Annotated in this window: 12 protein-coding genes; 11 read left to right on the top strand and 1 reads right to left on the bottom strand. The window is 47.4% G+C overall.

What is annotated here, in order from left to right; genetic code table 11:
• Positions 1-239: 239 nt before the first annotated feature.
• The 4 genes from clpX (at position 240) to yihA (ending at position 6,417) form a co-directional block, all read left to right on the top strand.
• Positions 240-1,502, top strand: a complete 1,263-nt coding sequence (gene clpX, locus G9F50_RS07850; protein ID WP_007408149.1) for an ATP-dependent protease ATP-binding subunit ClpX — start codon at positions 240-242, stop codon at positions 1,500-1,502.
• 150 nt (positions 1,503-1,652) lie between these two features.
• Entirely contained in the window at positions 1,653-3,311 is a 1,659-nt protein-coding gene (lonB, locus tag G9F50_RS07845) for an ATP-dependent protease LonB (protein ID WP_012118116.1), read from the top strand.
• Between the two features lie 197 nt (positions 3,312-3,508).
• Positions 3,509-5,833 (top strand): endopeptidase La, encoded by a 2,325-nt coding sequence (lon, locus tag G9F50_RS07840; RefSeq protein WP_007612896.1) that lies wholly within the window; start codon positions 3,509-3,511, stop codon positions 5,831-5,833.
• Positions 5,830-6,417, top strand: coding sequence for a ribosome biogenesis GTP-binding protein YihA/YsxC (yihA, locus tag G9F50_RS07835; RefSeq protein WP_003152626.1), 588 nt, complete (start codon positions 5,830-5,832; stop codon positions 6,415-6,417). The genes lon and yihA overlap by 4 nt, the downstream gene beginning before the upstream one ends.
• 32 nt (positions 6,418-6,449) lie before the next feature.
• Here yihA and G9F50_RS07830 read toward each other — a convergent pair whose 3' ends face one another.
• Positions 6,450-6,941, bottom strand: coding sequence for a hypothetical protein (locus G9F50_RS07830; protein ID WP_015240316.1), 492 nt, complete (start codon positions 6,939-6,941; stop codon positions 6,450-6,452).
• A 194-nt stretch (positions 6,942-7,135) separates the two neighbouring features.
• Here G9F50_RS07830 and hemA point away from each other — a divergent pair, with 194 nt between their 5' ends.
• From hemA to G9F50_RS07795, 7 genes are all read left to right on the top strand, one after another.
• Positions 7,136-8,503, top strand: a complete 1,368-nt coding sequence (hemA, locus tag G9F50_RS07825; RefSeq protein ID WP_165417729.1) for a glutamyl-tRNA reductase — start codon at positions 7,136-7,138, stop codon at positions 8,501-8,503.
• Positions 8,504-8,510: 7 nt separating this feature from the next.
• The gene (locus tag G9F50_RS07820) at positions 8,511-9,341 is read left to right on the top strand and encodes a cytochrome c biogenesis protein (RefSeq protein ID WP_007408154.1); all 831 of its coding nucleotides are present in this window, start codon (positions 8,511-8,513) and stop codon (positions 9,339-9,341) included.
• A gap of 34 nt (positions 9,342-9,375) precedes the next feature.
• Positions 9,376-10,317, top strand: a complete 942-nt coding sequence (gene hemC, locus G9F50_RS07815; protein ID WP_007408155.1) for a hydroxymethylbilane synthase — start codon at positions 9,376-9,378, stop codon at positions 10,315-10,317.
• Positions 10,307-11,086 carry a uroporphyrinogen-III synthase gene (locus G9F50_RS07810; protein ID WP_060562688.1) on the top strand — a complete coding sequence of 260 codons (780 nt, stop codon included), beginning with the start codon at positions 10,307-10,309 and terminating at the stop codon, positions 11,084-11,086. The genes hemC and G9F50_RS07810 overlap by 11 nt, the downstream gene beginning before the upstream one ends.
• A gap of 5 nt (positions 11,087-11,091) precedes the next feature.
• A complete protein-coding gene (gene hemB, locus G9F50_RS07805; RefSeq protein ID WP_095352892.1) occupies positions 11,092-12,066 on the top strand; it encodes a porphobilinogen synthase in 975 nt (324 codons plus the stop codon).
• Between the two features lie 28 nt (positions 12,067-12,094).
• Positions 12,095-13,384: a glutamate-1-semialdehyde 2,1-aminomutase gene (hemL, locus tag G9F50_RS07800; RefSeq protein ID WP_060562686.1), complete on the top strand. Its 1,290-nt coding sequence runs from the start codon at positions 12,095-12,097 to the stop codon at positions 13,382-13,384.
• 132 nt (positions 13,385-13,516) lie between these two features.
• The gene (locus G9F50_RS07795) at positions 13,517-15,319 is read left to right on the top strand and encodes a LysM peptidoglycan-binding domain-containing protein (protein WP_165406530.1); all 1,803 of its coding nucleotides are present in this window, start codon (positions 13,517-13,519) and stop codon (positions 15,317-15,319) included.

The following is a 15,319-nucleotide window of genomic DNA, read 5'->3' as shown; positions in this document are numbered from 1 at the left end:
GGCGCGATTAATTCGTGCCTTGTTTTGTACAATTATGATATAACTCTTTTTCTTGGGGCAAGATAGTCATTGCCGGGCTGTTTTTCGTCATACATATAGAATGTGCAAGTGCGAAACACATTGTTACCGTCTTACTGGAAAGTATGGTAAAATGCAATACATACTCGATCGTAGCAAGAACCGTTTTCTTTTGCCCTTCAGGTAAAAGAAAAAGTGAGACAAGATTAAGGGGTGAAAGAATGTTTAAATTCAACGAGGAAAAAGGACAATTGAAATGCTCGTTCTGCGGAAAAACGCAAGATCAGGTTCGTAAGCTGGTTGCAGGACCGGGTGTATATATATGCGACGAATGTATTGAGCTCTGTACAGAAATCGTAGAAGAAGAGCTTGGTACAGAAGAAGAAGTCGAATTTAAAGACGTTCCGAAGCCGCAGGAAATCCGTGAGATTCTGAATGAATATGTCATCGGACAGGATCAGGCGAAGAAATCACTTGCGGTTGCGGTATACAACCATTACAAACGCATCAACTCCAACAGTAAAGTGGATGATGTCGAGCTTTCTAAAAGTAATATTTCTTTAATCGGACCGACTGGAAGCGGGAAAACACTTCTTGCCCAGACGCTTGCGCGTATTCTGAACGTGCCGTTTGCGATTGCGGACGCTACATCTCTGACTGAAGCCGGATATGTCGGTGAGGACGTAGAAAACATCCTCCTCAAGCTGATTCAGGCAGCAGACTATGATGTGGAAAAAGCAGAAAAAGGCATTATTTATATCGATGAAATCGATAAAGTAGCGCGAAAATCTGAAAACCCGTCCATTACACGCGACGTATCAGGCGAAGGCGTTCAGCAGGCGCTGCTGAAAATTCTTGAAGGAACGGTTGCAAGCGTGCCGCCTCAAGGAGGACGCAAACATCCTCATCAGGAATTCATCCAGATCGATACGACGAACATCCTGTTCATTTGCGGCGGTGCATTTGACGGCATCGAACAAATCATCAAACGCCGTCTCGGACAAAAAGTCATCGGCTTCGGCTCTGATAATAAAGCGGCAGACCTGGAAAAAGAAGAACTGCTTTCTAAAGTGCTTCCGGAAGACTTGCTCCGTTTCGGTCTGATTCCTGAATTCATCGGCCGTCTTCCTGTCATTGCAAGCCTTGAGCAGCTTGACGAAACGGCACTGGTTGAAATTCTGACTAAACCGAAAAACGCACTCGTCAAACAATACAAGAAAATGTTAGAACTTGATGATGTCGAGCTTGAATTTGAAGACGAGGCATTATCTGAAATTGCGAAAAAAGCGATCGAGCGTAAAACAGGCGCACGCGGCCTGCGTTCTATCATTGAAGGCATCATGCTTGACGTCATGTTTGATCTGCCGTCCCGCGATGATATTGAAAAATGTGTCATTACCGGAGCGACAGTCGCAGACGGTGAAGCACCGCGTCTTGTATTAAAAGACGGCACAGTTGTCGGCCAAGATAAAACATCAGCATAACATGACAAAACCTCCTGACTCGAATTGATCAGGAGGTTTTTTTTCTTGTCCTGACCCTTCTGAAAATGTTTATTCCGGGCTTTGCTGGGAGATACTAGCGGACAGAGGAATGAATTGGATACATAAATCGTTTTTTCAGGAGGGACCAGTATGAGTTGGACAGGGATCGCATTATTTGTACAGCTGTTTTTCGGGATAGTCATCGGATTATATTTTTGGAATCTGCTCAAAAACCAGCGTACACAAAAAGTGACGATAGATAAAGAATCAAAAAAAGAAATGGAACAGCTGCGCAAAATGCGCGCCATCAGTTTATCAGAACCTTTATCAGAAAAGGTGCGGCCGAAAAGCTTTCAGGACATTGTCGGCCAGGAAGACGGAATTAAAGCGTTAAAAGCAGCGCTTTGCGGACCGAACCCGCAGCACGTCATTATTTACGGTCCTCCGGGAGTCGGTAAAACGGCTGCGGCGCGGCTGGTATTGGAAGAAGCGAAAAAACATAAACAGTCACCGTTTCAAAAGCAGGCTGTATTTGTTGAACTTGATGCGACGACCGCGCGGTTTGATGAACGGGGGATTGCCGATCCGCTTATCGGTTCAGTGCATGATCCGATTTATCAGGGAGCGGGTGCGATGGGCCAAGCAGGCATTCCGCAGCCGAAACAGGGGGCTGTGACCCATGCTCACGGCGGGGTATTGTTTATTGATGAAATCGGCGAGCTTCACCCGATTCAGATGAATAAAATGCTGAAGGTGCTTGAAGATCGAAAAGTATTTTTAGACAGTGCGTATTACAGTGAAGAAAATACGCAAATACCGAATCACATTCATGATATTTTTCAAAATGGGCTTCCGGCAGATTTCCGTTTGATCGGAGCGACAACGAGAATGCCGAATGAAATTCCGCCGGCCATCCGTTCGCGCTGTCTTGAAGTATTTTTCCGCGAGCTGGAAAAGGATGAACTTAAAATCGTTGCGAAAAAAGCAGCCGACAAAATTCAGAAAGAGATTTCTGACGAAGCTCTCAGTGTGCTGACCACATATACGAGAAACGGACGTGAAGCCGTCAATATGATCCAGATCGCCGCCGGCATGGCGGTGACTGAGGACAGAAAAGAAATTACGACAGAAGATATAGAATGGGTTGTTCATTCCAGTCAGCTTACACCTAAAAATGAGCAGAAAATCGCCGATGAACCGCAAGTCGGCATCGTGAACGGACTTGCCGTCTACGGGCCGAACAGCGGCGCATTGCTGGAAATCGAAGTGAATGTCACACCTGCGCAGGACAAAGGAAGCCTGAATATCACGGGAATTGCAGAGGAAGAAAGCATCGGCAGCCAATCGAAGTCGATCCGCCGCAAAAGCATGGCGAAGGGATCTGTGGAAAATGTTCTGACGGTTCTCCGCACAATGGGCATCAAACCTTCAGACTATGATATTCACGTCAATTTTCCGGGCGGAGGCCCGATTGACGGACCTTCAGCAGGTATCGCGATGGCTGCGGGGATTTTTTCCGCGATTCACCGCATCCCGATCGACCATACGGTGGCGATGACGGGAGAAATCAGCCTGACGGGGCTTGTCAAACCGATCGGCGGCGTCATTCCGAAAATTAAAGCCGCAAAACAGGCCGGAGCAAAAACGGTCATTATCCCATATGAAAATCAGCAGTCCATTCTGAAACGAATAGACGGAATCACCATTAAAGCGGTAAAAACGTTCCAGGAAGTGCTGGACGTCATATTGGTTGACCCTCCTTCAGAACAAAAACCGTTTGATATCCAAATGAATAAAGAATCCGTATAAACCCCATTTTTATAATGGGGTTTTTTTATGGAGGACATCTTTTCCTTTTTCAGAACAGAAAGAAAGGGTATACTACGAAGAGACTGTTTTATATACAGGGCAGGCGGATAAGCCGATTTGCCCGATCCCGGAATTGTACAACGATGAAAAAGTTGTATTATAATGGTTCATACTAAAGTCACGGAGGTGTCAGTCACATGGCAGAAGATACAAAACGCAGCATCCCGCTCCTCCCTTTAAGAGGCTTATTGGTATACCCGACAATGGTTTTACATTTAGATGTAGGCCGTGACAAGTCGGTTCAGGCTCTTGAACAGGCAATGATGCATGATCATATGATTTTTTTAGCCACTCAGCAGGATATTTCGATAGACGAACCGGGTGAAGAGGATATTTTCGCCGTCGGCACTTATACAAAAATTAAACAGATGCTGAAGCTGCCCAACGGTACGATCAGAGTGCTTGTAGAAGGAATTCAGCGGGCGCAGATCCTTGAATACACCGAACTCGAAGATTATACTTCGGTCGATATACAGCTGATGCATGAGGATGATTCAAAAGACGTGGAAGACGAAGCGCTTATGCGGACGCTGCTGGACCATTTTGACCAGTACATAAAAATTTCTAAAAAAATCTCCGCAGAAACGTATGCGGCTGTGACTGATATTGAAGAGCCCGGCAGAATGGCGGATATCGTCGCTTCTCATCTCCCGCTAAAATTAAAGGACAAGCAGGACATTTTAGAAACGGCGGATATTAAAGAACGTCTGAATAAGGTCATCCGTTCCATTCATAATGAAAAAGAAGTGCTGGAGATTGAGAAAAAAATCGGTCAGCGCGTCAAACGTTCGATGGAACGCACTCAAAAGGAATACTACTTGCGTGAACAGATGAAAGCCATTCAGAAGGAGCTTGGCGACAAAGAAGGAAAAACCGGCGAAGTTCAGTCGCTCACGGAAAAGATAGAAGAAGCAGGCATGCCTGAGCGTGTCAAAGAAACGGCGCTTAAGGAATTAAGCCGTTACGAAAAAGTGCCGTCAAGCTCAGCGGAAAGCTCTGTTATCCGCAACTATATTGACTGGCTCATCGCCCTTCCGTGGTCGGATGAAACAGAAGATAAACTTGATATTAAAAAAGCCGGGGAAATCTTAGATAAAGAGCACCACGGCTTAGAGAAAGTGAAAGAGCGGATTTTGGAGTATTTGGCCGTGAAACAGCTGACGAAAACGCTGAAAGGGCCGATTCTTTGTCTGGCCGGACCTCCGGGAGTCGGTAAAACATCTCTTGCAAAATCAATCAGTACGAGCATGGGGCGCCGTTTTGTGAGAATTTCACTGGGCGGAGTGCGCGATGAGTCTGAAATCCGCGGGCACCGGCGTACATACGTCGGAGCGATGCCGGGCCGTATTATACAGGGGATGAAAAAAGCCGGTAAACAAAATCCGGTCTTTCTCCTGGATGAGATCGACAAAATGTCGTCTGATTTCAGAGGCGATCCGTCTTCGGCGATGCTTGAGGTGCTGGATCCGGAACAAAACAGCACATTCAGCGACCACTATATTGAAGAGACGTTCGATTTATCGAAAGTGCTGTTTATCGCGACTGCGAATAACCTTGCTTCCATCCCGGGCCCTCTCAGAGACAGAATGGAGATTATCAGCCTGTCAGGCTATACTGAAAACGAAAAGCTGGAGATCGTGAAGGACCACCTGCTTCCGAAACAAATCAAAGAGCACGGGCTCACAAAGAGCAACCTGCAGATTCGGGACCAGGCGATTACGGACATCATCCGCTACTACACGAGGGAAGCCGGCGTGAGAACGCTTGAACGCCAGATTGCTGCCATTTGCCGAAAGGCTGCAAAAGCCATTGTGTCTGAGGAGAGAAAACGCATTACCGTTACAGAGAAAAATCTGGCCGACTATCTCGGAAAACGGATATTCAGATACGGACAGGCGGAAACCGAAGATCAAATCGGGGTTGTCACGGGGCTCGCGTATACGACGGTCGGCGGAGATACGCTGTCAATCGAAGTGTCATTGTCACCGGGAAAAGGAAAGCTGATTCTGACCGGGAAGCTTGGAGATGTCATGCGGGAATCAGCGCAGGCCGCTTTCAGTTATGTCCGCTCGAAAGCGGAACAGTTCGGAATCGACCCGAAATTCCATGAGAAGTATGACATTCATATCCATGTCCCTGAAGGAGCGGTGCCGAAAGACGGCCCTTCTGCCGGAATTACGATGGCCACGGCGCTCGTTTCAGCATTAACGGACCGTGCGGTAAAACGCGAAGTCGGTATGACGGGAGAAATCACGCTGCGGGGCCGCGTGCTTCCGATCGGCGGACTGAAAGAAAAGGCGCTCGGCGCGCACAGAGCGGGCCTGACCACTATTATTGCGCCTAAAGATAACGAAAAAGATATAGAGGATATTCCAGAAAGCGTCAGAGAAGGACTGAAGTTTATATTCGTTTCTCACCTGGATGACGTTTTGGAACATGCCTTAGTAGGAGAGAAGAAATGAAAGTCACAAAGTCAGAAATCGTGATCAGCGCGGTCAAACCCGAACAGTACCCTGATGGGGGGCTTCCGGAAATCGCGCTGGCGGGAAGATCAAATGTAGGAAAGTCATCTTTTATCAATTCATTAATCAATCGGAAAAACTTGGCCAGAACGTCATCAAAACCGGGGAAAACACAGACCCTAAACTTTTACATCATCAATGATGAATTGCATTTTGTCGACGTTCCCGGGTACGGATTTGCGAAAGTTTCCAAAAGCGAGCGGGAAGCATGGGGGAGAATGATTGAAACCTATATGACGACCCGCGAAGAGCTGAAAGCCTGCGTGCAGATTGTCGACCTCAGGCACGCGCCGTCTGCTGAAGACGTGAACATGTATGAATTCCTGAAGTATTACGGCATTCCCGTCATCGTTATCGCGACAAAAGCGGATAAGATCCCAAAAGGAAAATGGGACAAGCACTTAAAGGTTGTCAAACAGACGCTTGATATGGATCCTGAAGATGAGCTGATTTTATTTTCCTCTGAAACGAAAAAAGGCAAAGATGAAGCATGGGGAGCCATTAAAAAAATGATCAGCCGGTAATGAAAAACCCAAAACGCAGTGCGTTTTGGGTTTTATCGTATAGTTTTGTTCCGCTTGATAAACAATAATAAAAGGCTGATTCCGATGAAAACATACGGCCAGTATGTTTTGAAGTGTTCCGTCGGAATATGGACGGACTCCAGCCACGCCGTAATTTGTTTAAAGAAGTATAAAAAGAGGGAAAAACCAATCATGGCAACCGCTTCGTATACATATTCTTTTCTGGCTGCCGCAAATAAGGAGAATCCGAAGACGAAGAGAATCATTTCAAAATCTCCCGGCCACCATGAGAGCTCAGGTTTGGCGAAAAAGTGTAAACCTATGCCGAAAAGAAGCATGCCGATCAGGACGTGAGGCCCGGCCGCTTCCTTTTTGCCCTGATACAAGAGCACAGCGCCCAAAAGCATAAGGAGCACCGGCCATTCCCCCTGATTCGCAAACAGGTGAACCTGTCCGCTCTGAAGCCATGCGAATAATGAAGCGGCAAGCAGAAGTCCCGGTAATAAAATTGATGTTTTTTTCATCCTGTCACCTACCCGCAGTAAAGGATTTTTAGTATGATGATTACAGTGGAAACGAGCTTTTTATACTATAGCATAACATTTTTGAAATCTGTTCACATTTTCCCGAAGAAACTATGTTATAATTATTATAAATAATAAATTCTATGTTAGAATGATTATAAATAAATTGCGATGTACGGGGGTGCATGAAAGCGATGCATATTCTTGTTGTGGGAGTAGATTATAAATCCGCCCCTATTGAAATACGCGAAAAAATAAGTTTTCAGCCGGATGAGCTTGCAGAAGCGATGCTTCGTTTAAAAGAAGAAAAAAGCGTTCTTGAAAACATTATCGTGTCAACCTGCAACCGCACCGAAATATATGCGGTGGTCGACCAGCTTCATACCGGCCGTTATTATATAAAAACATTTTTATCCGAATGGTTCTCGCTGCCGAAAGAAGAGCTGTCTCCGTTTCTGAAATTTTATGAGAGCGACGCGGCGATCGAGCATTTATTCCGTGTGGTGTGCGGCTTGGATTCCATGGTCATCGGAGAAACGCAAATACTCGGCCAGGTCCGCTCAAGCTTTAAAACGGCGCAGGCAGAAAAGACGATCGGCACCATTTTCAATGAGCTGTTTAAACAGGCGGTGACCGTCGGCAAACGCACGCATGCTGAAACCGATATCGGCGCCAATGCCGTTTCCGTCAGTTACGCCGCCGTTGAACTCGCGAAAAAAATCTTCGGCTCATTGTCAAATAAGCACATTTTGATTCTCGGTGCGGGAAAAATGGGCGAGCTCGCCGCAGAAAACCTGCACGATCAGGGCATCGGCAAAGTAACGGTCATCAACAGAACGTTTTTGAAGGCAAAAGCGCTTGCTGACCGTTTCTCCGGAGAAGCGCGCAGCTTAAACCAGCTTGAACATGCACTTGCTGAAGCTGATATTTTAATCAGTTCGACAGGCGCAAGTGATTTCGTCGTGTCTAAAGAAATGATGGAGAGAGCGGGCAGACAGCGGAAAGGCCGCCCGTTATTTATGGTGGATATCGCTGTGCCGAGGGACCTCGATCCGGCGCTGAACGATCTTGAAGGTGTTTTTCTGTACGATATTGATGACCTTGAAGGAATCGTTGAAGCCAACTTACAAGAACGCCGTGAAACCGCTGAAAAAGTCGAGCTGTTTATTGAAGCGGCAATTGTTGAGTTTAAGCAGTGGCTTAATACGCTCGGCGTCGTGCCGGTCATTTCGGCGCTGCGTGAAAAGGCGCTGTCCATCCAGTCTGATACGATGCAGAGCATTGAGCGCAAGCTGCCTCATCTGACGGTAAGAGAGAAAAAACTTCTCAGCAAACATACGAAAAGCATCATTAACCAAATGCTGCGCGACCCGATTCTGAAAGCGAAAGAGCTTGCGGCTGAAGCGGATTCAGATGAAAAGCTGAAGCTGTTTATGCAGATATTCGATATTGAGGAAGAGGCCGGCCGCCAGCTGGACAAAAGCCTGGATAACCGCCAGACGGTTCATTCGTTTCAAAAGGCAGAAGCAAAAACGGGCTTACGTCCGCTTGTAAGTGAGTGAGGGCTGTATGATTGATACAGCAATGGCAAGACTTAATGAAGCGACAATTGTTATTTATGCAGTAAGCGTCCTTTTTTACTTTATAGATTTTCTTCAACACAACCGGAAGGCTGGGAAAATGGCCTTCTGGTTGCTTTCTATTGTCTGGACTCTGCAAACTGTCTATCTTTCTTATTTCATGTGGCAGACGGGCAGATTTCCGGTCTTGAATATTACGGAGGCCCTTTACTTTTATGCGTGGGTGCTTGTCACGCTCTCACTTGTGGTCACGCAGATTCTGCGCGTTGATTTTATCGTGTTTTTCACGAATGTCATCGGTTTCTCGATGATTGCGATCCATACGTTTTCACCGACGGATCAGCATTCGGCCGCTTTTTCCGGCCAGCTGGTCTCGGAGCTTTTGGTCATTCATATTACAATGGCGATTCTGTCTTACGGCGCTTTTTCCCTTTCTTTTGTCTTTTCGCTTCTTTATCAGTTTCAATATTCTTTATTAAAGAAGAAAAAGTGGGGAAAATGGCTGTTGAGAATTGAAGATTTGTCAAAACTTGATTATATGGCTTACGTTTTAAATGTCATCGGGGTTCCGATGCTGCTGTTGAGCCTGATATTAGGCGTGATCTGGGCGTATGTGTCGCTGGAAACGCTGTACTGGTTTGATTCAAAAGTGCTCGGCTCGTTTATTGTGCTGCTTTTATACAGCTACTATTTATATATCAGAATGATTAAGGAACTGCAGGGAAAAGTGGCGGCGTTATGGAATTCAGCATGTTTTCTCGTGCTGATGATTAATTACTTCCTGCTCGGAAGCCTGTCGCAATTCCATTGGTTCAGTTAACGCACGCGCCCAAACAGATTCGGGAGGAAAGAAAATGAGAACGATTAAGGTAGGTTCCAGACGGAGCAAACTGGCTATGACCCAGACAAAATGGGTGATTAACAAATTGAAGGAATTGAACCCTTCCTATAACTTTGAAATCCGGGAGATTGTCACAAAAGGCGACCGCATCCTCGATGTTACGCTGTCAAAAGTGGGCGGCAAAGGTTTGTTTGTCAAAGAGATTGAACAGGCGCTGCTGCATCAGGAGATTGATATGGCGGTTCACAGCATGAAAGACATGCCCGCCGTTTTGCCTGAGGGTCTTGTCATAGGCTGCATACCGAAACGTGAGGATCCGCGTGATGCGCTGATTTCAAAGGGGCATCAAAAGCTGGACGACATAAAAGAAGGGGGCATCATCGGCACCAGCAGTTTAAGAAGAAGCGCCCAGATTCTTGCTGAACGCCCTGATCTTACAATTAAGTGGATCAGAGGCAATATCGATACGAGACTTCAAAAGCTTGAAACGGAAGATTACGATGCTATTATTTTAGCGGCTGCGGGACTTTCAAGAATGGGCTGGAAAGATGATGTCGTATCTGAATTTCTCGAACCGGACCGCTGTCTGCCTGCGGTCGGCCAAGGCGCTCTTGCCATTGAATGCAGAGAGTCGGATGAGGAGCTTTTGAAGCTGTTTGCGCAATTTACCGATGAGTATACGCAGCGCACGGTGGCAGCCGAACGGGCTTTCTTACACGCGATGGAAGGCGGCTGCCAAGTGCCGATAGCCGGGTATGCGTCCGTCAATGACCGGGATGAGGTTGAATTGGTCGGTCTTGTCGCGTCTCCGGACGGAAAGACGATTTATAAAGAAACAGCGGCGGGACATGATCCGGAAGAAATCGGAAAACGCTGTGCGGCGATGATGTCTGAAAAAGGAGCCAAAGCGTTAATCGACAGCGTGAAACAGGAGCTCGATCAGGATGGCAAATGACCTTCCTTTACAAGGAAAGACCGTGCTTGTCACTCGGAACAAAAGACAGGCCGCACCGTTCCGAAAAAAAGTGGAGGCGCTCGGCGGAACGGCTGTTTCCGCTTCTCTGATCGCTTTTCAGGAAGCGCTCCCGGATGAATGTGCGGACAGTCTCCGGGAAGACCTTTCTGAGCCGGGATGGCTTGTGTTTACAAGCGTAAACGGTGTCCGGTTCTTTTTTTCCTATCTTGATCGTCACGGTCTTGCGCTTTCGGGACGGAAAAAAATCGCAGCCGTCGGTGAAAAGACTGCGCGCGCCCTGAAAGAGCGGGGAGCCCGGACGGATGCGATGCCTGACGAGTATGTGGCGGAATGTCTGGCTGATACTTTAAAACGGCACGCATCAGCTGCCGAACCCATTTCAGTGATAAAGGGCAATTTATCACGCGATGTCATAAAAGCGGAGCTTGAGCCGCTTGGCTATCAAATAAGGGAATGGGTGTTATACAATACCATTCAGGATGAAAAAGGCATGGACGAGCTGAGACGGGCTGCATCCCGCTCTCATTTTGATTTTATTACGTTTACCAGCTCATCGGCGGTGCATACGTTTATGAACGCGGTCGGAGACGGAGAAAAAGCGTGGGAAAACAGCGGTGCGAGCTATATCAGCATCGGCCCTTTGACAGAGAAAGCGCTCTTGGAATACGGGATCTCATCCCATGTGCCTGACACTTATACGATTGAAGGCATGCTGGACGTCATGTGCAGCATGTCGGGAAAGGATTGATAATGATGAATCAAACATTTAACAGACACCGCCGTTTGCGCGCGAACGCTGCGATGAGAGATTTAGTAAAAGAAACACGTCTTCACCCCTCAGATTTTATTTACCCGTTATTTGTCGTTGAAGGACTCGAAGGAAAAAAAGAAGTTCCTTCCATGCCGGGGGTTTATCATGTATCACTTGATTTGTTAAAGGATGAAATGGCTGAGCTGATATCGCTCGGCATTAAGTCGGTCATCGTTTTCGGCGTGCCGGAAGAAAAAGACGCCTGCGGAACCCAGGCTTTTCACGATCACGGCATTGTGCAGAAAGGGATTGCTGAAATTAAAAAGCATTATCCTGAAATGATCGTAATCGCTGATACGTGTCTCTGTGAATACACGGATCACGGCCATTGCGGCGTCGTGAAAGACGGAGAAATCCTCAATGACGAGTCGCTTGAACTGCTGGCTCAGACAGCCGTCAGCCAGGCCAAAGCCGGCGCTGATATCATCGCTCCTTCAAATATGATGGACGGTTTTGTCACAGTGATCAGGGAAGCGCTCGACAAAGAAGGATTCACGAATATTCCGATCATGTCTTATGCCGTGAAATATTCAAGTGAATTTTACGGTCCGTTCCGCGACGCCGCTGACAGCACGCCGCAGTTCGGAGACCGAAAAACATATCAGATGGATCCGGCCAACCGCTTGGAAGCGCTCCGTGAGGCTGAATCAGACGCGGCAGAAGGCGCTGACTTTTTAATCGTCAAACCGTCTATGTCATACTTAGATATTATGCGTGATGTGAAAAACCGCCATCACCTGCCGCTAGTCGCATATAATGTGAGCGGGGAGTATTCCATGGTGAAAGCGGCAGCCCAAAACGGCTGGATTAAAGAAAAAGAAATGGTGCTGGAAATTTTAACGAGCATGAAACGTGCAGGAGCCGATCTGATTATGACGTATCATGCAAAAGATGCAGCAAGATGGCTTGCTGAGTAACGATTTCATTTGACGGGAGCTGAGGCAGATGAGAAGCTATGAAAAATCAAAAGCCGCTTTTAAAGAAGCGCAGAAACTGATGCCGGGCGGAGTGAACAGCCCGGTGCGCGCGTTTAAATCAGTCGATATGGACCCGATCTTTATGCAGCGCGGAAAAGGATCGAAAATTTTTGATATTGACGGCAATGAATATATCGACTACGTCCTGAGCTGGGGGCCGCTCATTTTGGGCCACACGAACGACCGGGTCGTTGAAAGCCTGAAAAAAGTAGCCGAGAACGGGACAAGTTTCGGGGCATCTACTGAAGTGGAAAACGAACTGGCCAAATTGGTCATTGACCGTGTGCCGTCTGTTGAAATCGTAAGGATGGTCAGCTCCGGCACAGAGGCGACAATGAGCGCCCTGCGTCTGGCAAGAGGATATACCGGCCGAAACAAAATTTTGAAATTCGAAGGCTGTTACCACGGCCATGGTGATTCACTGCTGATCAAAGCGGGATCCGGAGTGGCGACACTCGGCCTTCCGGACAGCCCGGGCGTGCCGGAAGGAATAGCAATGAATACGATTACCGTTCCATACAACGACTTGGAAAGCGTTGCACTCGCATTCCGTGAGTACGGTGAAGATATTGCCGGGGTCATTGTTGAACCGGTAGCAGGCAATATGGGCGTTGTTCCGCCGCAGGAAGGCTTTTTACAAGGACTTCGCGACATGACGGAACAGTATGGCGCGCTGCTCATTTTTGATGAGGTCATGACCGGTTTTCGCGTGGATTATAACTGTGCGCAAGGGTATTTCGGCGTGACGCCTGACTTAACGTGTCTCGGCAAAGTCATCGGCGGCGGTCTTCCTGTCGGTGCGTATGGCGGAAAAGCTGACATTATGGAACGAATCGCGCCGAGCGGTCCGATCTACCAGGCGGGAACATTGTCAGGAAATCCGCTTGCCATGACAGCGGGACTTGAGACGCTACAGCAGCTCACACCTGAATCTTACCAAGAATTTGTGAAAAAAGGCGATATGCTTGAAGAAGGCATTTCAAAAGCAGCTGAAGCACATGGCATTCCGCACACGTTTAACCGGGCGGGTTCAATGATCGGCTTCTTTTTCACAAATGAGCCTGTCATTAACTATGAAGCAGCCAAATCATCTGATTTAAAGCTGTTTGCTAAATATTATAAAGGGATGGCTGATGCAGGCGTATTTCTGCCGCCGTCTCAATTTGAAGGATTGTTTCTCTCCACTGCGCATACAATGGAGGATATTGAAAAAACCATTCAAGCCGCTGAGAAAGTGTTCCAGGCGATCAGCCGCTGATACAGAAAAGCCGATGCAAGCAAGACTTGTATCGGCTTTTTTCAATGCCTCCATTATCATATTTTTCCGGATTGCGGCATACACCTTTAGTGACATCTAATTGTATGGATTAGATGAAAGGAGGATATGAACTTGCCGCATAATCACCGATTGCAATTTTCTGTTGAAGAATCAATCTGTTTCCAAAAAGGACAGGAAGTTTCTGAATTACTTTCGATTTCATTAGACCCTGACATCAGGGTGCAGGAAGTAAATGATTATGTCTCAATTAAAGGATCATTAGAACTTACTGGCGAGTACAACATAGATCACAGCAGTCATTTTGAAGAGCTTAATAGGGAGCTGAGGCATGTAGAGGAAGTGAGGGCGAGGGAGGATGGCACGGCCGAGCTCATTCATTGTTTCCCGGTGGACATTACGATTCCGAAAAATAAAGTGAGCCACCTCAATGATGTTTTCGTATTTATCGATGCCTTTGATTATCAGCTGACGGATTCAAGGATCTTAACCATTCAGGCTGATTTGGCAATTGAAGGGCTGCTTGAGGAATCCGAGCCAAAAGAGCCGGAGATCCCTCTGTACGTGGCGCCTGAATTTGCCAGAGAAGAAATGATCAATCTTGCCGGACATCATTCGGAGGACGAAAACGAACCAGAATTAATGATACGCCATCAGCCTGAAATACCTTTGAGTGTATCAAAAGAAGCAGCACAAGAAACCGAGAAGAACGAGGAAGAAACCCCGCCTTTACTCAGGCAGGAGGAAGAAGAGCAGGAAACTGCCCCGATTCTGAGGGAACGGGAAGAAGAAGAGCAGGAAGCTGAACCGATTCTGAGGGAGCGGGAAGAAGAAGAGCAGGAAGCTGAACCGATTCTGAGGGAGCGGGAAGAAGAAGAGCAGGAAGCTGCCCCGATTCTGAGAGAGCAGGAAGAAGAAGAGCAGGAAGCTGCCCCGATTCTGAGGGAGCACAAAGAAGAAGAGGAAGAAACTGCCCCGATTCTGAGGGAGCACAAAGAAGAAGAGGAAGAAACTGCCCCGATTTTGAGGGAGCGGGAAGAAGAAGAGCAGGAGACCGCCCCGGTTCTGAGGGAGCATGAAGAGGTGCCGAAACCTGTTTCCTTTACTGAGCCTCCTCCTCCCGTTTCCTTCCAACACGAAGAAAAGCCGGAAGAAGCTGAGGAGCCTGCAATCATGTCGGCTGTGAGGAATGAACCTGTATTTGAGGATGATTCAGCAGAAGTGCAGGAAGAGCCGAAAGATGATAACGAGCCGGTTTTCCCTGCGTTCACTCTGACTCCGCATGCAGAAAAGCCAAAAATTGCGGAACAGCCCTTCCTTCAAAAAGAAGAGCAGCCAGAGGCCGAGCCGCTTCTCCGTCAGAGCGATCATGAGGCGGCAGAAGACGAAGATGAGCCTGCGGTTTTTCAAGAAGAGCAGGCGCCCGTTTATCGCGAGTTCGTTCCGGAACGGCAGGAAGAGGAGTTTTACAGCGCTCCTAAGCTGCTTGAAGAAGAGGCTCATGATGAAGAAGGGTTTGAAATTGAGGTAAGGAAGATGGCGCAGCCGGAGGAGGAAACCGGAAAGCCTCTCGATTTGTCTTTTCAGTTTTCCAAACTGTCGCCTGAGGAGCCGGCGCAAGCTGAACCGCCTGAGCCGCTTAAGTCTGAAAGAAAGAATGAAGAAGCGGCACCGGGAACCGAGCAGAAGGAAAATGACAACTCTCATTACTTGACAAAATTATTTACAAGGGAAGAAGAAAAGTTTTCAAGAATGAAAATTTGTATCGTACAGCAGCAAGATACTATCGACCGGGTGTGTGAACGATATGACATAACATCCCAGCAGCTCATCAGAACGAATGCTTTATCGTTTGATGACGAGCTTGAAGAAGGTCAGCTTCTGTATATACCTGAATATAATAACAGCCATGCGTAA

The organism is Bacillus sp. EKM206B (assembly GCF_011066015.1).
Lineage (GTDB): Bacteria > Bacillota > Bacilli > Bacillales > Bacillaceae > Bacillus > Bacillus velezensis.
The sequence above is the reverse complement of the archived record's forward strand: the minus strand, read 5'-3'. Positions and strand labels throughout refer to the sequence as shown.

Excerpts from the sequence above, each read along its gene's own strand:
- clpX (WP_007408149.1), top strand. The coding sequence starts at position 240 with ATGTTTAAATTCAACGAGGAAAAAGGACAATTGAAATGCTCGTTCTGC.
- lonB (WP_012118116.1), top strand. The coding sequence starts at position 1,653 with ATGAGTTGGACAGGGATCGCATTATTTGTACAGCTGTTTTTCGGGATA.
- lon (WP_007612896.1), top strand. The coding sequence starts at position 3,509 with ATGGCAGAAGATACAAAACGCAGCATCCCGCTCCTCCCTTTAAGAGGC.
- yihA (WP_003152626.1), top strand. The coding sequence starts at position 5,830 with ATGAAAGTCACAAAGTCAGAAATCGTGATCAGCGCGGTCAAACCCGAA.
- G9F50_RS07830 (WP_015240316.1), bottom strand. The coding sequence starts at position 6,941 with ATGAAAAAAACATCAATTTTATTACCGGGACTTCTGCTTGCCGCTTCA.
- hemA (WP_165417729.1), top strand. The coding sequence starts at position 7,136 with ATGCATATTCTTGTTGTGGGAGTAGATTATAAATCCGCCCCTATTGAA.
- G9F50_RS07820 (WP_007408154.1), top strand. The coding sequence starts at position 8,511 with ATGATTGATACAGCAATGGCAAGACTTAATGAAGCGACAATTGTTATT.
- hemC (WP_007408155.1), top strand. The coding sequence starts at position 9,376 with ATGAGAACGATTAAGGTAGGTTCCAGACGGAGCAAACTGGCTATGACC.
- G9F50_RS07810 (WP_060562688.1), top strand. The coding sequence starts at position 10,307 with ATGGCAAATGACCTTCCTTTACAAGGAAAGACCGTGCTTGTCACTCGG.
- hemB (WP_095352892.1), top strand. The coding sequence starts at position 11,092 with ATGAATCAAACATTTAACAGACACCGCCGTTTGCGCGCGAACGCTGCG.
- hemL (WP_060562686.1), top strand. The coding sequence starts at position 12,095 with ATGAGAAGCTATGAAAAATCAAAAGCCGCTTTTAAAGAAGCGCAGAAA.